This window comes from Geosporobacter ferrireducens, from assembly GCF_001750685.1.
Classification (GTDB): Bacteria; Bacillota; Clostridia; order Peptostreptococcales; family Thermotaleaceae; genus Geosporobacter; species Geosporobacter ferrireducens.
Window position 1 is genome coordinate 3,628,974 of sequence record NZ_CP017269.1, and the last position, 19,396, is coordinate 3,648,369.

At 37.6% G+C, this 19,396-nt stretch carries 15 protein-coding genes, 1 riboswitch and 1 other annotated feature; of the genes, 10 read left to right on the plus strand and 5 right to left on the minus strand.

Annotated features, from left to right (window positions below):
• The first annotated feature begins 222 nt into the window (after positions 1-222).
• From Gferi_RS16975 to Gferi_RS16990, 4 genes are all read left to right on the plus strand, one after another.
• Positions 223-2,586, plus strand: coding sequence for a vitamin B12-dependent ribonucleotide reductase (locus Gferi_RS16975; protein WP_069978559.1), 2,364 nt, complete (start codon positions 223-225; stop codon positions 2,584-2,586).
• Positions 2,587-2,688: 102 nt separating this feature from the next.
• Entirely contained in the window at positions 2,689-3,645 is a 957-nt protein-coding gene (locus Gferi_RS16980; RefSeq protein ID WP_069978560.1) for a 2-hydroxyacid dehydrogenase, read from the plus strand.
• 327 nt (positions 3,646-3,972) lie between these two features.
• A complete protein-coding gene (locus Gferi_RS16985) occupies positions 3,973-4,848 on the plus strand; it encodes a YegS/Rv2252/BmrU family lipid kinase (protein ID WP_069978562.1) in 876 nt (291 codons plus the stop codon).
• Positions 4,849-5,107: 259 nt separating this feature from the next.
• A complete protein-coding gene (locus tag Gferi_RS16990; protein ID WP_069978564.1) occupies positions 5,108-5,884 on the plus strand; it encodes an N-acetylmuramoyl-L-alanine amidase family protein in 777 nt (258 codons plus the stop codon).
• A 70-nt stretch (positions 5,885-5,954) separates the two neighbouring features.
• Here Gferi_RS16990 and Gferi_RS16995 read toward each other — a convergent pair whose 3' ends face one another.
• On the minus strand, positions 5,955-6,569 hold the full coding sequence (locus Gferi_RS16995) for a nucleotidyltransferase family protein (RefSeq protein ID WP_069978566.1): 615 nt from the start codon (positions 6,567-6,569) through the stop codon (positions 5,955-5,957).
• A gap of 81 nt (positions 6,570-6,650) precedes the next feature.
• Complete coding sequence (locus Gferi_RS17000) at positions 6,651-6,989, minus strand: RidA family protein (RefSeq protein WP_069978568.1); 339 nt, start codon at positions 6,987-6,989, stop codon at positions 6,651-6,653.
• A 267-nt stretch (positions 6,990-7,256) separates the two neighbouring features.
• On the opposite strand from Gferi_RS17000, the gene Gferi_RS17005 reads away from it, so the two are divergent.
• Complete coding sequence (locus tag Gferi_RS17005; RefSeq protein ID WP_069978569.1) at positions 7,257-7,949, plus strand: aspartate/glutamate racemase family protein; 693 nt, start codon at positions 7,257-7,259, stop codon at positions 7,947-7,949.
• A 413-nt stretch (positions 7,950-8,362) separates the two neighbouring features.
• Here the strand turns inward: Gferi_RS17005 and Gferi_RS17010 are convergent, their stop codons facing one another.
• On the minus strand, positions 8,363-8,473 hold the full coding sequence (locus Gferi_RS17010) for a putative holin-like toxin (RefSeq protein WP_069978571.1): 111 nt from the start codon (positions 8,471-8,473) through the stop codon (positions 8,363-8,365).
• Positions 8,474-8,748: 275 nt separating this feature from the next.
• Entirely contained in the window at positions 8,749-9,981 is a 1,233-nt protein-coding gene (locus tag Gferi_RS17015; RefSeq protein WP_069978573.1) for an LL-diaminopimelate aminotransferase, read from the minus strand.
• 202 nt (positions 9,982-10,183) lie between these two features.
• Here Gferi_RS17015 and Gferi_RS17020 point away from each other — a divergent pair, with 202 nt between their 5' ends.
• From Gferi_RS17020 to Gferi_RS17040, 5 genes are all read left to right on the plus strand, one after another.
• Positions 10,184-11,125 carry a M15 family metallopeptidase gene (locus Gferi_RS17020; protein ID WP_236932618.1) on the plus strand — a complete coding sequence of 314 codons (942 nt, stop codon included), beginning with the start codon at positions 10,184-10,186 and terminating at the stop codon, positions 11,123-11,125.
• A gap of 229 nt (positions 11,126-11,354) precedes the next feature.
• Positions 11,355-11,452, plus strand: a riboswitch (cyclic di-GMP riboswitch).
• Positions 11,453-11,718: 266 nt separating this feature from the next.
• The gene (locus Gferi_RS17025) at positions 11,719-13,203 is read left to right on the plus strand and encodes a hypothetical protein (protein ID WP_069978575.1); all 1,485 of its coding nucleotides are present in this window, start codon (positions 11,719-11,721) and stop codon (positions 13,201-13,203) included.
• 154 nt (positions 13,204-13,357) lie between these two features.
• A complete protein-coding gene (locus Gferi_RS17030) occupies positions 13,358-13,639 on the plus strand; it encodes a pyridoxal-phosphate dependent enzyme (RefSeq protein ID WP_069978577.1) in 282 nt (93 codons plus the stop codon).
• A 200-nt stretch (positions 13,640-13,839) separates the two neighbouring features.
• Positions 13,840-14,052, plus strand: a binding site (T-box leader).
• Between the two features lie 53 nt (positions 14,053-14,105).
• On the plus strand, positions 14,106-16,514 hold the full coding sequence (gene leuS, locus Gferi_RS17035; protein ID WP_069978579.1) for a leucine--tRNA ligase: 2,409 nt from the start codon (positions 14,106-14,108) through the stop codon (positions 16,512-16,514).
• Positions 16,515-16,579: 65 nt separating this feature from the next.
• A complete protein-coding gene (locus tag Gferi_RS17040; RefSeq protein ID WP_069978581.1) occupies positions 16,580-18,931 on the plus strand; it encodes an ATP-dependent DNA helicase in 2,352 nt (783 codons plus the stop codon).
• A 49-nt stretch (positions 18,932-18,980) separates the two neighbouring features.
• On the opposite strand, the gene Gferi_RS17045 is transcribed toward Gferi_RS17040, so the two are convergent.
• Positions 18,981-19,373 (minus strand): (2Fe-2S)-binding protein, encoded by a 393-nt coding sequence (locus tag Gferi_RS17045; protein WP_069978583.1) that lies wholly within the window; start codon positions 19,371-19,373, stop codon positions 18,981-18,983.
• Positions 19,374-19,396 lie beyond the last annotated feature (23 nt).

Here is a 19,396-nt window from a genome sequence, read left to right on the forward strand (position 1 = left end):
GGATTAATGTGAAAAAAACTGCTTTAAATATTTCACTGAAGATCTACTTCAAAGCACGTGTGATATAAAAAATAAAGCTTGAAAATGAAAATAGTACGAAAAACACCTATCTATTCGCCAAAATCCGATAAATGGGTTTTGACAACCAAAATGGCAAGTGATACAATATTTGGTACATGAATAAAGTAAAATATACTAAATATTGTAATTGGAGGTGTATTCATGCAATTCTCAGAGAATGCATTGAAGGTACTTGAAAAAAGATATTTAACAAAAGATGAAACAGGAAAAGCCATTGAGACAGTGGATGAAATGTTTCGAAGGGTAGCCAGCCATATTGCCAAGGCTGATCATATATATAATCCGGATGCCAATCTTCAAGAACTGGAAGAACAGTTTTATCAGATGATGACAAACTTAGAGTTTTTACCAAATTCTCCTACATTAATGAATGCAGGAAGGGATCTAGGACAGCTTTCTGCTTGCTTTGTATTGCCGGTAGAGGATACTATGGAGGGAATCTTTGATGCCATTAAAAATGCAGCCATCATTCATAAATCAGGGGGTGGTACAGGATTTAGCTTTTCAAGGCTTCGCGCTAAGGGTGCGACGGTAGCCTCGACGGGAGGTGTTGCCTCTGGCCCTATAAGCTTTATGAAGGTATTTAATGCAGCCACAGAGGCCGTAAAGCAGGGGGGAACGCGAAGAGGTGCCAACATGGGAATCTTACGGGTAGACCATCCTGATATATTGGATTTTATTAGATGTAAGGAAAATAATGAAGAAGTTACGAATTTTAATATAAGTGTGGGAATAACAGAATCTTTTATGGAGGCAGTAGAAACAGATGTGCAGTACCCTTTAATTGATCCTAAGACCGGAGAATCTGTAGGAAAACTAAATGCGCGCGAGGTATTTAAACAAATCGTACATATGGCTTGGACAAATGGAGAACCGGGTATCATCTTTATAGATCGATTGAACCGGGATAATCCGACTCCTCAACTAGGAAGTATAGAAAGCACAAATCCATGCGGGGAACAGCCGCTGCTTCCTTATGAGTCTTGTAATCTGGGATCCATCAATTTATTGCAAATGCTCAAACAAGAAGGAGAAAAAAGTTATATAGATTACGAAAAACTAGAGAATAGAGTAAAACTGGCAGTGCATTTTTTAGACAATGTTATAGATATCAATAATTATCCATTAAAAGAAATCGAGGAAATGACTAAAAGTACACGAAAAATTGGCTTAGGAATTATGGGATTTGCAGATATGCTGATCACTTTAGGTGTCCCTTATAATTCAGAGGAAGGTGTAAAACTAGGAGAAGAATTGATGCGCTTTATAGATGAAAAATCTAAGGAAGCTTCTATAAAGCTTGCGAAAGAAAGAGGGGTTTTTCCTAGTTTTCCTGGCAGTATGCATGAAAAAAGAGGCGTCAGGCTCAGAAATGCTACTACCACTACCATTGCACCTACAGGAACGATTAGTATCATTGCAGGAACCTCCAGTGGAATTGAACCGCTCTTTGCTCTATCCTATTTTAGAAATGTAATGGATAATGATAAGCTGATAGAAACCCATCCTATATTTGAAAAGATTGCGAGAGCAGAAGGTTTCTATACAAAAGAAATTATGGAAAAGGTAGCTTCTCATGGGTCGGTTGAAGGTATATCAGAAATTCCGGAAAAATACAGGCAAATATTTGTTACAGCCCACGATGTGTCTCCTTACTGGCATATTCGTATGCAGGCGGCTTTCCAAAATCATGTAGATAATGCGGTTTCTAAGACAATAAACTTTCCCTATGAAGCTAGGGAAGAAGATGTTCATCAGGCTTACCGCCTAGCGCATCAATGGGGATGCAAGGGAATTACGATTTATCGTGACGGAAGCAGGGAAGGGCAGGTGCTCAATATTGGTACCTTAGATAAAACGAATGAAGAGGCGGCTGGAATTAGCACGAATTCGAATACAACTGATATCGTACCGAGGCCAAGACCTGATATTACTACAGGGTTGACAGAAAAAGTTCGGATTGGCTGCGGAAATTTATATATCACTGCAAATTATGATGAAAAAGGAATCTGTGAAGTATTCACCAACCTGGGAAGAGCAGGGGGCTGCCCAAGTCAAAGTGAGGCTACCAGCCGATTAATTTCTATTGCTTTACGCTCCGGGATTCGTGCAGAATCTATTATCGAGCAGTTAAAAGGTATACGATGCCACTCGACGCTTAGACAGAGAGGTAAGGATCAGAAAAATATTAAAGTACTATCTTGCCCAGATGCAATTGGAAGGACGTTAGAAAAGGTTTTAAATATGTGTGTCAAATCAGATGAGCCTAATGTATTAGACATCGCTATGGAGATGGAAGATGAAAAAGGAGAAGGCTGCAGCAGCAACTGTTCCTTGTGCAGTATGGCAGAAATTTGCAATAATGAGTATCGGGAAGAGTTAACCTTAGGTTTAGAAGAGGGTGGTGTAAAGACAGAAGTCCTTTGCCCCGACTGCGGCATGAGGGTAGAGCATGAAGGCGGATGCATGATCTGCAGAAGCTGCGGCTTTTCTAAGTGTGGGTAGTGATAGGATTATTTTATATAATTTCTGCCTAAGATATTGTATAGAATTATAGACAATTTCTGCAGGAAAAAATGTATCCAGTATACTAAAGGAGGAAAAGTCATGAGAATCAAATTGCTAGAGCCATTAGGCGTAGACAGAAAAGTTATTGATGAATTGTCATCAAAATTTATTGAGGCAGGGCATGAATTCACATATTATAATGAGAAAACGACGGACATTGAAGAATTAAAAAAACGTTCTGAAGATGCAGATGTGCTGATGATTGCGAACAATCCACTACCGAATGAAGCAATTAAGTCAGCAGAGAATTTAAAAATGTTATCTGTTGCATTTATTGGTATTGATCATGTGGGACAAGAAGAATGTAAAAAGAAAGATGTTATTATTTCCAATGCTGCAGGATATTGCGATCAAACCGTAGCAGAACTTGTTATAGGATTAGCCATTAATGTGTTAAGAAATATGAAGGAAGGGGATGCAGCCACAAGAAACGGAAAGACCATTGCTGGACTAATTGGTAATGAAATAAGTGGAAAAACAGTCGGTATTGTTGGAACCGGTAGAATTGGCAGAAGAACCGCGGCGCTATTTAAGGCTTTTAATTGTGATTTGTTGGGCTATGATGCCTTTGAGTCAGAAGAAGCAAAAGAAATGGATATAAAGTATGTATCCATTGAAAACCTGCTGAAAGAAAGTGATATTGTTTCATTGCATTTACCATTAACGAGTGAGACAAGAGGCTTTATGAATGCAGAAAAGTTGTCGTTAATGAAAGAAACTGCCATACTTATTAATGCTGCAAGAGGGCCAGTTGTAGATAATAAAGCATTAGCCGATGCATTAAATGAAAACAAGATTGCGGGAGCTGGATTGGATGTATTTGATATGGAACCGCCAATTCCGGAAGACTATCCCTTACTACATGCAAAAAATGCAGTTTTAACGCCTCATGTGGCATATGCTTCTGAAGAATCAATCTACAGAAGAGCGAAAATTACCTTTGACAATGTATATGCTTGGTTAGAAGGAACACCAAAGAATACGATGAAGTATTAATTAAAACCTTTGTATTGAGTTTTAAGCTTTAAAGGAGCATAAAAGTTTTCTATAGATATACGCTTCTAAAGATGAATATACGTAGTGGAGGACCTATGTAAAAATAGATCTTACTTTAAAGGCGTAAATCTATAACACTTACGGACATGTAAGATTTAAATACAAAAGTATAGAATTAATTAAGGCAGGCTGATAAAGAGGGCCTGTCTTTTTTGGTAAAAGGAAATCCTAAAGACATGTAGAAATGATTAATAATAGAAATTTTAAAAGATTTGCATTAAATACCCCATTATTTAGCAATGTATAAACTTAAAGGCTGGTGAATGTATGAAAGTAAAATTAATCTATAATCCAGTTTCAGGACACGGGAGGTTTAAGAACCATCTTGATTATATAATTGAGAAGTTTCAGGAAGCAGGGCTGCAAATTGAGCCCTTTAGAACCGGTAAAAAGGAAGAACTGGACAAGATGATTTCTTTAATGAATGAAAAAGAGTATAGTAAGGTGCTGGTTGCAGGTGGGGACGGTACCATTAACCAAGTTGTAAATTGCTTATTAAAGTACAACATTACATTGCCATTGGGTATTTTTCCTGTTGGAACAGCCAATGATTATGCTCAGTATTTTAACCTTCCTCACGAAATTGAAGAAATCGTAGAAATTCTTCTGGGAGATCATTATACATTATCGGATATTGGACTGGTAAATGAAAGGTATTTTATTAATGTTGCAAGTCTTGGCGTATTAATCGACATTAGTCAAAGAACAAATACAGAGCTTAAAAACAGTTTAGGCGTACTGGCCTATTATCTGAATGGAATAGGGGAACTGTCAAAAATTAAACCTGTTCAGATACGAGTAAATAGTGAAATGCTAAACTATGATGGAGAGATACTGTTCATGTTAATTATGAATGGTAAATCTGCAGGCGGTTTTAATAAAATAGCACCCTGTGCATCAATTAATGATGGCTTGTTGGATATATTCATTTTTAAGAAATGTCCGATATATGAATTGGCTCCCTTACTATTGGCTGTTATTAATGGAGAACATATTAATAATTTAAATGTAATTCACTTTAAAACCAAAGAGTTAACGGTTGATACGAAAAATGATGTAGGAACGGATCTGGATGGGGAAGAAGGACCGCTATTTCCTTTAAAGGTTACCGTTATTCCAAAAAAATTAAAAATAATTACCTGAAGCAGATATATTTATAATAAATTTTTCAGTTAAAATACTGGAAGTCTGTAAGGCGGAAATTATGAGGCCTATCTTTATTTATTCAATAGATTCCAATATGCAGAGATCAATTCCTCTAGATTGGTCTCTTTTTATTTTACAGAGAAGATTAGAGGAATATATTCATCATATAGGCATAGTGTCTTTAATAGATTGTATATGAGAGAAGGCTTAAGCCGCAGCTGGGATATAGAAAATGATATGAATGAGGTGGTACTGGATGAAAATAAGAATTCTTATTATTTCAAAGCGTATGTTGTTGGCCAGCCTGTTATGTACTGCAATTTTATTTGTGAACGCCGGTTTGTATATACATAGGCATCTTATCATATCAAGCTTCAAAGAAGATTCATTTAGTAAAAAAACTATAATTATCATTGATCCAGGTCATGGAGGAATTGATACGGGAACGAAAACCAAAGACTTTATTGAAAAAGAGATCAACCTTTCCGTAGGGAAAAAAATACAGAGAAATCTAAATGATTTAAGGGTAAAGAGCATTTTGACCAGGGAGGGGGATTATTCCTTAGAGCAAATGAGTTTGAAAGAAGGTTCCAGGCATATTCGAGATTTAGAGGGAAGATTATCGATCATCCGTAAAGAAGAAGGCAGCCTGCTGCTGAGTGTACATATTAATTCGGAGCCAAGAGATCCTCAAGTAACAGGTGCGATTGTATATTATTATGAAAGAGACGCAGAATCCCAAAAGTTGGCTGAAACAATACAGAATCATCTGAATTGCGTAATGAAGCAGTATCATTTACAAGAACATAAACCGAGGCAAGGTGACTATTATCTTCTAAGGGAAGGAGAGATACCAGGCGTTATTGTGGAGCTTGGTTTTATCACCAATCAACGGGAAAGGGAGTTATTAAAAAAAGAAGAGTACCAGGTTGAGATTGCCAAAGCAATTGTGTCAGGAATAAAAGAACATATTATGGAAGATGAAAAAACAGAAGCTATAGATATTCCGGTGATTATTTCTGATGAGCAATAAGTATTACTGGAGTGATTCAGGAGGGCCAAAATTAGGAAATATTTAAAATGGCTATAGAACAATTGATTCATTAAGTCTCCCATGGAATAATTTCTAAGTCGGGCCATTTTTGAATCCATTTTTTGACCTTATCACTATAAATGTTTTCGGTTATTTGTGTCTTATTGGGGCGTACGATTTTTCCGAACAAATCATTCAACCCAAAGGGAGCATATACTTTCAATTCATTATTTTTGCCTAGCCTAACGCCTATGGCAGTAGCAGTTGTAGGCCACGTATTTAAAGCGGATTCGAGGGATAGATAAGGTTTCATAGGGTAACCGAAATGACCTTCATACCATAAGTGAACTCTGGCTTGGTTTTTTACATCTATCTTAGTATTTAAATCTGAAAAGCGTTTATGGACTTTTTGAATGACCTCATTTTCTGCAGAATAGCCTAAATTTTTTTGATCAAAGTAAGCAAAATCAATGTCATCAATACCGTAATCCAATGGTTTATTAGATAGATAATTCCATACTGTCTGTGCAATGCACCCAGCACCTATGTAGTAATTTTTGATGTCCAGTAATCTAGCCCTATGTATTGCTTCATACAGTATTTTGCTTGACAGGATGATTTTCTCTAATACGATTAGCTGTGTATGAATGTCTGCGTTATAAGCAGTTACTTGTCTATCCTTCATAAAGCGCCCTCCTACTATGTTATAATTCTCAGAGTTTACCACATTTCTTTATAGGTGCAGGTCAATTATGTTTTTTATAGGCTATCCCATCATCATGCATAGGCATGTTGGGGATATAAAATCAGTTGTGGTTGTCATTCTTGCAGGGAAACCATTTTGAAAGTATTTATAGAAAACATCCCTTGCTTGCCTGAAATCTTCAATATTCTTAAGATATAGATTGATTTGTACCATATCATCTAATGTAGCGCCCACAGCTTCTAAAGTACTTTTTAAGCTATTAAAACTTACTTCCATCTGATGCACAATATCATTTTTATCATGTCCTCCTGCATGATGAGCCAAAAATATGTAGTCTCCTGCAATGACACATGAAGGACATGTATCATCATCACAATTTGTAATTATTCTTTTTATCATTTTTTCATCACTCATTCCTAAAAAGTATTTATATGGAAATTATACCGAACATGTATTCGGAAGTCAATTTATTTTTCAGGCAAGAAGTTCAGGTAGTACTTGGATATATAATCGCTACAAGTTTCTATAAAGGTGATCCATAGTATGGTATTATAGAATATAGTATAGGTAAACATTAAAAGATAAAAGGCAAATATATTTCTGAACAGGAAAGTAGACGACGTAAAAAATATATGATTAATCAAATATTGGAGGGGGAAGATTTAGATGGAACAGCCAATGATTGGAATTTTAGCAGGTATGGGTCCGCGTTCAACGAGTCCTTTTTTGGAATTAGTTCTTGACCAATGTCAAGTTCAATATAATGCAAAGCATGATATAGACTATCCCCATATTATGATTTATTCATTGCCAACCCCTTTTTATATTGATCGGGAAATAGATCATTCACGAATGAAAGATACGATAATTGAAGGTTTAAGAAAGTTGGAATCAACGGGAGTACGCATAATTGCCATGCCTTGCAATTCAGCACATGTTTATTATAAAGAGTTGAAAAAAGCAATTAGTATACCTTTATTAGATATAATAGAGGAAACGGTAAAATGTTTACCCAACACGAAACAACGTATTACAGTATTTGCAACTGAAACTACTATTAAGTCTGGATTATATCAGAAAGGTATTATATCTGCCGGGCATGAGTTTATTTTTTTGGAAGCTTGGCAGCCTAAAATTAACAGTATTATTACTTCCATAAAGATGAAGAAAGATAGAGATTCTATTAATTCAAGCTGGAAAGAACTTATCAATGAAGTCAAAGGGAAATGTGTGGATGGAATTGTGATTGCCTGTACGGATTTAAGTATATTAAGCAGCCTGAATCAGGGATTGAATATGTATGATTCATCAGAAGCGCTGGCGAAATCTTTAGTAGAGAGGTACATAGAGAATAAATAAGATTTAAACGAGCATGAACTTCTCATTAGATCAATGTTCATCAGTACAGGCAATTAACTTATGGAATATTTGTAAAGGTATGCCGAATACATAGAACCGCTATATTAACAGTTTTTACTTATATATTAAAGTATAAAGTATAAAAAGCAATGTTGCGAAATACCTTTGAATAAGGCAACCTGGTATAAATGAAGTGGAGACTTCGGAGTCTGCTGGGGAAAGTATAGGTATTAAAAGGGAAGCGGTTTAAGGGAAAGAGATTAAAAAAATAAGATGAATATTTGGAATTTCAAATGCTTACTTTTAAGGATTTTGTGCTATAATACAATTAATAGAGGTAATCGGCATTCGCATTATGCGATTGCCACGAGATGTTTATCAATGATAATCACTCTGCGTGACGGGCAGGGTGATTATTTTTTTTCCTTATTGTTGTCCTTTGTTAGGATAACAATTAAGGAGATAAGCGATACAGTAAACATTCCAAATGCAATCATTAACGTAACTGCCTGATATGTACTCATCGCACCATCTCCTTTCTTTCGTAAATAGAAGTGACAATCACACCCTGCTTTATCCGATTACATTATATATAAATATCATAAATGGGAAAAAATAGACATGTTTGGATAAATCGTCATAAGGGATAAGACATCAAGAGACTGTAAAATATTGCGGGCAGACATAGGGCCTGCCCCTAGGAAAATCAAATATTGTAAGGGAAGACCTCGTGTCGTCCCGAAAAATAAAATTTTTTAATCACACAGCTGCATGAATGTAATAATATGAACTTTTTATACTAAAATACCAGCTCAAGTTTTAAAAGCCTTTCTCTTAGCTCCTCAATGATCTTCTTTTCTTCCTCATAATCATTAGCCTCAAAAGTAACAGACAATCGTAGATAAGATCCTGCATCATCCCATGGAACGGTAGAGATAAAAGCCTTTTTGAGAAGATATTCTGCTGCCTCTTCTGCATTTTTAAAACAGATTCCAGATTTTGTTCCCTTAGGAATGGGAACATAACAGTAGAAAGTGGCTTTTGGTTTTGCTACATCAAATCCTACTTCTTTTAGTACGGATACGAGCAAGCTGTGTCTTCTGTTATAGCGCTCACAGTTTTTCTGAATGATCTCTGGTTGGGATAAGGCACAAATCCCTGCTTTTTGGATAGCTATAAACTGGCCTGAGTCTGTATGGGCCTTGATATAGCCATAGGCTTCAATGATTCTGGAATTGCCTGCAAGAAAGGCAAGACGCCAACCCGTCATATTAAAAGCCTTAGATAGGGAATGGATTTCTACCCCTACCTCTTTGGCCCCTTCTATGGATAAAAAGCTTAGGGGTTTTGTTTCATCAAAGGTAATAGCACTGTAGGATGCATCGGAAACCACTATAATACGGTTTCGACAAGCAAATTCGACTACGGTTTCGTAAAACTCTCTAGTGGCCATTTGTCCCGTAGGGTTATTGGGATAATTAATGTAGAGAAGCTTTGCTTTCTTTAATATATTAGCTGGGATTTTTGAAAAATCAGGATAAAAATCGTTCTCTTTGTACAGCGGCAAAGGATAAATACTTCCACCAAGATGCTGTGTATAGGTGCCCATGACTGGATATCCGGGAACGGTGGTAAGTGTTATGTCTCCCGGATTGATGAAACATAGAGGAAGCATAGCCAATATGGGTTTTGAACCGATGCCGTGCAAGATTTCCCGTTGGGGATCAATATCGTGTACAGCATAAAATTTTTCTAGAAATTGTCCTGCAGCTTCCTGAAAGGGCAGAATTCCGTTGTCTGCATACCAACGGTTTTCGGGTTTGCCGGCTTCCTGAAACAGGGTATTTACAATCGATGAATCGGCTGGCAAATCGGGTTCACCTATACCCAAATCGATGATAGGGATATGAGGATACATGGCGCTAACGGCTGCTTTCATTTTTTTTATTTTTGCAAACTTGTAGCTCTTTTTCGAAGGTTCAAAATTGATACCGCCAAGGCGTTCAGCGATATTTTCCTGTACAAAATCCACTTAGAATGCCCCCTTTAATATAAAAACGACTGAAGGAAAAGCAATTTGTTATCATAATATTCTCTTGGAAAAGAAAGTGTTATTCGGTAAAAGAGGAATAATAAATATATAACTAATAATTAAAGAAGAAATAGCGATAGTAATTGAATAGAAAAGTGAGAATACTATAATAGGCAGAATACTACTGGAAAGGATTTTGGAAATGATGAAGAAAGCAGCATTATGGATGGTATTGCTCTTTTTGACCATAGGATTTGGTACAATCAATCGGGATTATGTACGGAATCAACTAATATTAGCAGAGGAAGAGGATCAATATAATATAACGATGAAACAAGACTTACTCTGCCTAATGATGGCATATCCGGGGTATATAACGGGTATAGAAGCAGAGAATGATAAGGATATATTTATTGTTATGCGTTCAGGAAGAAGAATTCTATATGATGATAAAAGGGAAAAGAACTTTCAGGAGAAATTGATTAATCCAGATCTTCAGGACATGCTGGAACAGATATATCCGCTGCAAGATATACAGAGCCTAATGGCTCCAAATCTTGATCCCGGGAGAATTCGTGTATATCCTTTTCTTCATGAGATTTATGGAAATTCAAAAACTCAGGTTGAAGGAAATCTCACAAATGTAAAAGCCGGATCTCAATATCTTTTATTTAATGAGCAAAATGGTGCAGCTGAAGCGTTGGATCTTGTAATAGATGAATTGGTGCCAATGGCAGGAAATAACCCTAGGATTTATTCTTTTGTATTTCCTATGAGCGGTACCTTTAATTATAGAAATATTGCAGGAACAGGGCAGCTTAGTCCCCATGCATTTGGAACAGCTATCGACCTAGCAAGAAATAACAAGGATTATTGGAAGTGGACTACCCGGGAAGAGGGTGAGAAAAGGCTGGCGGTATATCCAAGAGAAATCGTAGAAATCTTTGAAAAAAATCGATTTATATGGGGTGGAAAATGGGCGCATTTTGATATTCTTCATTTTGAGTATCGGCCGGAGCTAATCTTGAAATCCAGATACTTTTCGAAAAAAGTAAAGCCAGACCAACATTGGTATGAAGGACTCGCTTCACTGGATGATACTACCAGAAGCTATATACAGATGATTGAGAGTGCTTTAGACTAGAAAAACTGGCCTGTAATAAAATACAGGTCAGTTTTTTGTCTATCCGCTGTATGGGAAAAAAGTTCTAGTTAAGGTGTAAAAAAGTGGTATATTGCCACTAAAAGGTGGATATCTATATTAATGAATTTAAGAATATAAACTAATCAAATAGGAATGACATTCAAAAGAAAATATTTATCATTAACAGTTTGGAAGAAGAACCTATGGGTATACTACTAGATATAATAGGCTATGATAAAGGCAAACCATACGAAAGTATGGGACGCAAAGTACAGAATCTAAGGTATAAATCGAAGAGATTTATATGATGATCGTCTGGCTGCCGTAGAAGATATGCGGCAGCTTTTTATTTTTTCAAGTAAATAATGTCTATAAAAGTAATCATTTAGATGTCATTTTTCCTCTTACAGCAGAGGGATAAATAGAAACACTCTTGAAATTTTAAAAAACGAAATAGGATAAAAGGAGGGATTGCAAACAGGAGAGACAACGAAATTGGACTGTATATTTAGCTATGGAGCTACATACAAAAGAGATTTATAGTGATTTTAATCTAAAAAAACAGGTTTATGAAAAAAGGAGGAGAGTAAAAGATGAGAATGAACAGAAAAATAAGAGTTATTTTTGCCATGACACTTATTGTATTACTGGCTTTTGGAGCAGCTATCAATGTGTATGCGAAACCACCGGTTGAAAAAGGTCCTAAATCTCCTGTAGTAATATCCCAAGAACCAGCAGAAGAAGAAGCAGCGGTAGAAGAAGAAGCAGCGGCAGAAGAAGAAGCAGCGGTAGAAGAAGAAGCAGCGGTAGAAGAAGAAGCAGCGGCAGAAGAAGAAGCAGCGGTAGAAGAAGAAGCAGCAGTAGAAGAAGATGTAGCGGTAGAAGAAGATGCAGCGACAGAAGAAGATGCAGTGGTAGAAGAAGATGCAGTGGTAGAAGAAGAACTAATACCGGAAGCTGTTGCACTAAATGCATTTGTGTTGACTACTTATGCACCAACACCGCAACCACAGCGCATATGGGGTGCCAATGATAAGGATCTGGAAGGAATTTTTAATGTATGCGATCTAATTAAAATTAATAATCCCGCTGGTGAAGGGATTTTCTCAGAAACAAAGAATGGAATTACCGTTGAGGCAGAATTAGATGTTGAAAATGGAAGAGTAATATCATGGACTTCAACTGAACCTGTAAGATATGTATGGGTAAAGGGCGGTCATGGTGGACACCTATATGATTATGGTTCAGAGGGTGCTACTGCTGGCAGCAATCTATACACGCCAATCAATCAGAAGAATGGTAAAAATTATGCAATCAGCCATGTTACTTTCTTCTATTGCGATCAAAATATTATTCCAGAGCTTCCGAAGTTGACTATAAGAAAATTCTATGATATTAATGTAAATGGACAATGGGATGATGATGAGCCAGAACTGCTTGACTGGAAAGTGAAAATAATTTATGAAGATGGAAGTGAAATGGACTTTTTTACAGCCTATGACGAATATGTGCTTCCAGGTACCTATACAATAGAAGAATATATCCTAGACCATTGGGTAGCAACTACTTCTATGCTTGTTGAAGTAACTTTGCAAAATGGCGATGAAGAAGAAGTTGTATTTGGGAATATATGCTTAGGTGGAGGCGGTGGCCATACCATCGGCTTTTGGGGAAATAAAAATGGAGAAAAATTGGTATCTGATGAAGATTTGCAAGTATTGATAGGATTAAATCTTGTAAAGTCTGACGGTACATCTTTTGATCCTAATGGCTATAGTCAATTTAAAAATTGGCTTCGAGGAGCAAATTCAGTAAATATGGGATATATGCTATCGGCTCAGCTGGCTGCTATGAAGTTAAATGTTTTAAATGGATTTGTAGATGAGAACCGCTTTGTATGGACGGGTGACGAATTTATGACAATAGATGAATTAATGGAATCAGCAAACGACGCATTATTGGAGAATAATCGTACAAAGCAGGAATACTATAAAAATGCACTGGATGATGCAAATAATAATATGAATTTTGTGCAACCAACACCTTGCCCTTATGATTTTCGAACTGGTTTAGAATAAATAAAGAGAATAATTAGCAGACTATGAGATTATGAATGATGTAGTTCATTAATGATAAGAACTCAGGCAAAATATTTTCTGCCTGAGTTCTTATTGCTGTGGGGAATACTATAGGTATAATTAAGATGAATAGAAAAATAGGAGGCGGTAATATATGATTACCTTTGAGGATGTACAAGCAGCAAGAGATCGAATTGAGAAATATATCTACCGAACGCCCTTGGATTTTTCCATCAACTTTAGCAATGAAAAGACAAAAGTTTACCTAAAGCTGGAATGTCAGCAGTTATTAAAGGCCTTTAAAATTAGAGGTGCCTTTAGTAAGCTCACTTCTCTATCGGAAGAAGAGAAAGCAAGAGGTGTTATAACTGTATCCTCAGGCAATCATGGTATTGGCGTCAGCTATGCAGCAAATAAGAGGAATAAGCCTGAATAAGGTGTGGATAATCAGACTACTGAAAAAAGTTATCCCCAACCTGATTTTGAAATAAAAAATTATATATGACAAAGTACATTTTATGCGATTGATGAAAAAAATTGATACAAAAAAACATAAAATTTCATATAATAGGAGAAATATAATAAATAAGCGTTGAAATTTGCCGCAGAATTTGATACAATACATTCAAAATTCATAATTTGGCATTGAAGAGAAGTAGTAGGTGGTTACATTGTTGATAGAGAGTCATCGGTTGGTGGAAGATGACAGCACTGACTTCCGAACTCGCCTCGGAGCTGTTAGGGTGAAATTAGACAAGTAGCCGTAACCGGATTCAATCCGTTATCATGTTTGAGGGGGCAGTGTAAAACTGTCAAATAGAGTGGTACCGCGAGCCTTTCGTCTCTAACATAGACGGAGGCTTTTTTGTTTATTAAAAATTCCCAAAAGGATGTGAAAGTTTATGACAGGATATAATCCAAAAGAAATCGAGAAGAAGTGGCAAGCGATTTGGGATCAGGAAGGCGCCTTTTATGCTTCTGATGACAAGTCAAAAGAAAAGTTTTATGCATTAATCGAGTTTCCTTACCCTTCTGGACAAGGACTTCATGTAGGACATCCAAGACCTTATACTGCATTGGATATTGTGGCAAGAAAACGCAGAATGCAGGGCTACAATGTACTATATCCCATTGGGTGGGATGCCTTCGGGTTGCCTACGGAGAATTATGCAATCAAAAATAAGATTCATCCTAGAGTGGTAACAGAGAAAAATGTAGCGCGCTTCAAAGGCCAGTTAAAAGCCTTAGGTCTTTCCTTTGACTGGTCTAGGGAAATCAACACTACAGATCCGAACTACTATAAGTGGACCCAATGGATTTTCTTAAAGCTATTTGAAAAGGGACTTGCTTATAAAAAAGAAGCGGCGATTAACTGGTGTACAGATTGTAAGGTAGGGTTAGCTAATGAAGAGGTAGTAAATGGTGTTTGTGAGCGTTGCGGCGGTGAAGTGGTTCGCAGAATTAAAAATCAGTGGATGCTAAAAATTACCGAATATGCAGAAAAACTCATTCAAGATTTAGATTTGGTAGATTATATAGAACGTGTAAAAATTCAACAGAAAAACTGGATCGGAAGATCTGAAGGTATGGAAGTAGATTTTCAAGTAACTGGGGGGAAAGTAATTACGGTATATACTACCCGTCCTGATACATTGTTTGGTGCTACGTATATGGTTATTGCACCAGAACACCCATTACTTGAAGAATTAGAAGATCATATCAAAAATATGAAGGAACTCAAAGACTATGTAGAAAATGCCAATAAGAAATCTGACTTTGAGCGTACAGAGATGGCGAAAGATAAAACCGGTGTAAAAATAGAAGGCATTGCGGCCATCAACCCGGTAAACAAGGAAGAAATTCCTATTTTTATCTCTGATTATGTATTGATGTCTTATGGAACCGGAGCCATTATGGCAGTACCGGGCCATGACGACAGAGACTGGGAATTTGCAAAGAAATTCGGACTACCCATTGTCGAAGTAGTTTCAGGCGGAAATATTGAAGCGGGTGCCTATACAAATATTGAAGAGGGTATTTTAGTCAATTCTGACTTTATCAATGGATTAAAGGTGAAGGAAGCAAAGGAAAAGATCAGCAAATGGCTGGAAGAGCAGGGCCTAGGGAAACGGAAAGTAAACTTTAAGCTGAGAGATTGGGTATTCTCACGTCAACGTTATTGGGGAGAGCCGATTCCTTTGATTTACTGTGAAACCTGTGGATGGGTACCGGTACCGGAGGCAGAACTGCCGCTGCTGCTGCCTGAGGTAGAAAGCTATGAACCTACAGAAACCGGGGAATCTCCTTTAGCAAAGATAACCGATTGGATTGAAACCACTTGCCCGAAATGTGGAGGGGCTGGACGCAGGGAGACCGACACAATGCCTCAATGGGCAGGTTCTTCCTGGTATTTCTTAAGATATGTGGATCCACACAATAATGATGCCTTTGCAAGTAAGGAAAACTTAGACTATTGGCTGCCGGTTGATTGGTATAACGGGGGCATGGAGCATACAACCCTGCATTTGCTATACTCCAGGTTCTGGCATAAATTCCTATATGATTGCGGTATTGTGCCTACGCCGGAGCCTTACCAGAAGCGAACTTCCCATGGGATGATTCTGGGAGAAAATAATGAAAAAATGTCTAAATCCAGAGGGAACGTAGTCAATCCTGATGATATTATTGAAGAATTTGGTGCAGATACCTTCCGTGTCTATGAGATGTTCATAGGAGATTTTGAGAAGAGTGTTCCATGGTCTCAAAATGGTGTTAAAGGTTGTAGAAGATTCTTGGACCGGGTCTGGAAACTTCAAAGTCTAATTGTAGAAGGGGAGCACTTCTCTTCAGAGCTTGAAACTGCTATGCATAAGACCATTAAAAAGGTCAGCGAGGATTTCGAAACCTTGAAATTCAACACTGGTATTGCAGCGCTCATGACGCTATTGAATGATTTTAATAGTGCAGGAAAGGTAACAAAGGGAGAAATGAGTGCATTCTTGCTGCTTTTAACGCCTGTTGCACCACATATCGCTGAAGAGCTTTGGCAGAAACTAGGGTTTGAAGGTATGATTCATCAACAGGCTTGGCCTGCATGGGATGAGGCTAAGACTGTTGAGAAGATGATTGAGATTGCTGTACAGATCAACGGTAAGGTCCGCGGCAAGATCGTAATTCCTTCCGATGGTACTCAAGAGGATGCTAGAAGAAAGCTGGAAGAAGATGAAAAAATCTTTGAATTTATTGAAGGAAAGAAAGTTGTGAAAGAAATTTACGTACCGGGCAGAATTTATAATATTGTGGTACAATAAAGAAGATGGTATTGAGGCTACAGCCTCAATACCATCTTTTCTATTTTGATAGGAAGGATGAAATTATGGAACAGAAGCAAGAAATTATTCTGTCGGTACGCAATCTGGTGGAACTTGTTCTTCGTGCAGGTAATTTAGATAGTCGGTTCATGGGCAGCAGTCGAGCGGTCGAAGGAACAAAAGCTCACCAGAAGCTTCAAAAATCTTATAAGGAAAATTATATTCCGGAAGTTGCCCTAAAACATACCCTACAGTATGAAGAAATCATACTTACTCTTCAAGGGAGAGCCGATGGGATTTTTCTAGAAGCTGATGGGCCTGTTATTGATGAGATTAAGACCACCATGCGACCCCTAGAGGAGCTGGATGGGGAGAATCTGCTTCATTGGGCGCAAGCCAAGTGCTATGGCTATATATATAGTATGCAGAATCAATTAGATGAAATCAGTGTCCAATTAACCTATTATCAGCTGGATACAGAAGAAATAAAGAGATTTCGTAAAGCCTTTCACATACAGGAGCTAGAGGTGTTTTTATATGAACTGCTTAAAGGATATATAAGCTGGGCAAATTGGACCAGATCGTGGGAAATAAAGCGGAACCAATCGATTCAACAGATGGAGTTTCCTTTTGGTCAATATAGAAAAGGACAGCGTAATCTGGCTGTAGCTGTCTACAAATCAATAAAAGAGGGAAAGCAATTATTTGCCCAGGCGCCTACAGGGACGGGAAAAACGATTTCTACGCTTTTTCCTACAGTCAAAGCTTTAGGCGAGCGGTATGCTTCAAAAATATTCTATCTGACAGCCAAAACGATTACCCGTAGTGTTGCAGAAGAAGCATTTGAGCGAATGCAGAAGAAGGGATTGGATTGTAAAACCCTTACGTTGACTGCCAAGGAGAAGATCTGTTTTGAAAAAGGAGCAAAATGTGTGCCAGAGGAATGCAGTTATGCAAAAGGACATTTTGATCGGGTGAATGCTGCCATTGAGGATATTCTCAAGAATGAAAATGCTCTTACCAGAGAGATTATCGAAATCTATGGTCAAAAGCATCGTGTCTGTCCCTTCGAATTTTCATTGGATCTGGCTCTATGGGCTGATTGTGTCATTTGTGATTATAACTATGTATTTGATCCAAGAGTATATTTAAAACGTTTTTTCCAAGAACAAAATGAGGATTATATCTTTTTAATCGATGAAGCCCATAATCTGGTGGACCGTTCACGGGAGATGTTTTCCGCAGCGCTAAATAAAAAGGAAATACTCCACTTGAAAAAAATGATGAAAGAGAAAGAACCGAAGTTATTTAAAAGTCTCAATCAATTGAATGCCTATATGATACAGATGAGAAAGCAATGGGAAGAGAAGGGTATATTGGTTATGACAGAAGAGCCAAAAGAGATATATCCCATGCTAAGAAAATTTATGACACAGGCTGATGAATGGCTTCAAAAAAATGAAAAAACCAGTGGATATGAAGAACTTTTGGATTTCTATTTTGAGGCCGCTGCTTTTCTCAGAATTGCAGAATTATATGATGAACGGTATGTAACCTATGTGGAGAAAGAAGTGGGAGATTTAAAGCTAAAGCTTTTTTGCCTGGATCCTTCCAAACTTCTCAAAGAAGCCTTGGCGCGAGGGAAAGCTGCTGTATTGTTTTCTGCCACGTTGTCACCGATGGATTATTTTGTGGAAATCCTTGGAGGTGACGAAGCGACGCGTAAACTACTGTTACCCTCGCCCTTTGAACGAGAAAAGCTGTGCTTGATGATTGCCGGCGATGTCTCTACTAAATATAGAGATCGCGAAAAGAGTTACACCTCCATTGCTCAATATATTTATGAAACCGTATGCGGAAAAAAAGGAAACTATATGGTATATTTTCCTTCCTATAAATACATGCAAGAGGTAGCTGCCATTTTTCAAGAACAGTATCCTCATATGACTGTAATCGTACAGCAAAATGGAATGAGCGAGGAAGAACGGAAAGCTTTTTTAGAGAACTTTCAACCGGGTAGATCTGATGCCTTAATTGGCTTTGCTGTTATGGGCGGCATTTTTTCAGAAGGTGTAGATCTGACCGGTGAACGGTTAATTGGAGCGATCATTGTAGGTGTCGGATTGCCGCAGATTTGTCTAGAGACCGATATTATCCGGGAGTATTTTCAAAAGAAAAATCAACAGGGCTTTGAGTTTGCCTATATGTATCCCGGTATGAATAAGGTGCTGCAGGCAGCCGGCAGGGTAATTCGAACAGAGGAAGATCAGGGTGTGATTCTGTTAATTGATGAAAGGTTTACAACCAGCAGATACCAGCAGATCTTTCCAATGGAATGGAGAAACTGTTTACGAATAAAGGCACTTGCCAGATTAAAAAAAGCTTTGGAAGAATTTTGGCCTGAAAAAACAGTCTGAAATCTAGCATATACAGTATGTCTAGATTTCAGACTGTTTTTTGACAAATTTATGGCTTTGCATTCAGCCTGATAAAAAAACTGCGCTCTGCCCGGGGTGGGAGGATAGAAGACCCCTTGCCACGGGGAGTGATTTCCTCTTCAGACAACCCTGTTTCTCTTGAGATGATTGCCTTAACCTTTGGTCCGCAGAAGTGGCCTTGACAAAGGCCCATACCTGTTCGGGTACGCCTTTTGATTGCATCCAAAGATTTAATAGGGATCGGCCTTTGAAGGGCATCGATGATTTCCGCCTCTGTAACCTGTTCGCATTTGCATATAATATTTTGGGCAGGGTCCTTATGACCGAGGATTCCTTCAAAGTTTTCATCTTTATTTACAATAATTGCTTTTCGATAGGGATTAAAATGATCTTTTTTTGCTATACATAGAAATCCCCCCATCCATTTAGTTATATTTTAATTAC

Excerpts from the sequence above, each read along its gene's own strand:
- Gferi_RS16975 (WP_069978559.1), top strand. The coding sequence starts at position 223 with ATGCAATTCTCAGAGAATGCATTGAAGGTACTTGAAAAAAGATATTTA.
- Gferi_RS16980 (WP_069978560.1), top strand. The coding sequence starts at position 2,689 with ATGAGAATCAAATTGCTAGAGCCATTAGGCGTAGACAGAAAAGTTATT.
- Gferi_RS16985 (WP_069978562.1), top strand. The coding sequence starts at position 3,973 with ATGAAAGTAAAATTAATCTATAATCCAGTTTCAGGACACGGGAGGTTT.
- Gferi_RS16990 (WP_069978564.1), top strand. The coding sequence starts at position 5,108 with ATGAAAATAAGAATTCTTATTATTTCAAAGCGTATGTTGTTGGCCAGC.
- Gferi_RS16995 (WP_069978566.1), bottom strand. The coding sequence starts at position 6,569 with ATGAAGGATAGACAAGTAACTGCTTATAACGCAGACATTCATACACAG.
- Gferi_RS17000 (WP_069978568.1), bottom strand. The coding sequence starts at position 6,989 with ATGATAAAAAGAATAATTACAAATTGTGATGATGATACATGTCCTTCA.
- Gferi_RS17005 (WP_069978569.1), top strand. The coding sequence starts at position 7,257 with ATGGAACAGCCAATGATTGGAATTTTAGCAGGTATGGGTCCGCGTTCA.
- Gferi_RS17010 (WP_069978571.1), bottom strand. The coding sequence starts at position 8,473 with ATGAGTACATATCAGGCAGTTACGTTAATGATTGCATTTGGAATGTTT.
- Gferi_RS17020 (WP_236932618.1), top strand. The coding sequence starts at position 10,184 with ATGATGAAGAAAGCAGCATTATGGATGGTATTGCTCTTTTTGACCATA.
- Gferi_RS17025 (WP_069978575.1), top strand. The coding sequence starts at position 11,719 with ATGAGAATGAACAGAAAAATAAGAGTTATTTTTGCCATGACACTTATT.
- Gferi_RS17030 (WP_069978577.1), top strand. The coding sequence starts at position 13,358 with ATGATTACCTTTGAGGATGTACAAGCAGCAAGAGATCGAATTGAGAAA.
- leuS (WP_069978579.1), top strand. The coding sequence starts at position 14,106 with ATGACAGGATATAATCCAAAAGAAATCGAGAAGAAGTGGCAAGCGATT.
- Gferi_RS17040 (WP_069978581.1), top strand. The coding sequence starts at position 16,580 with ATGGAACAGAAGCAAGAAATTATTCTGTCGGTACGCAATCTGGTGGAA.
- Gferi_RS17045 (WP_069978583.1), bottom strand. The coding sequence starts at position 19,373 with ATGGGGGGATTTCTATGTATAGCAAAAAAAGATCATTTTAATCCCTAT.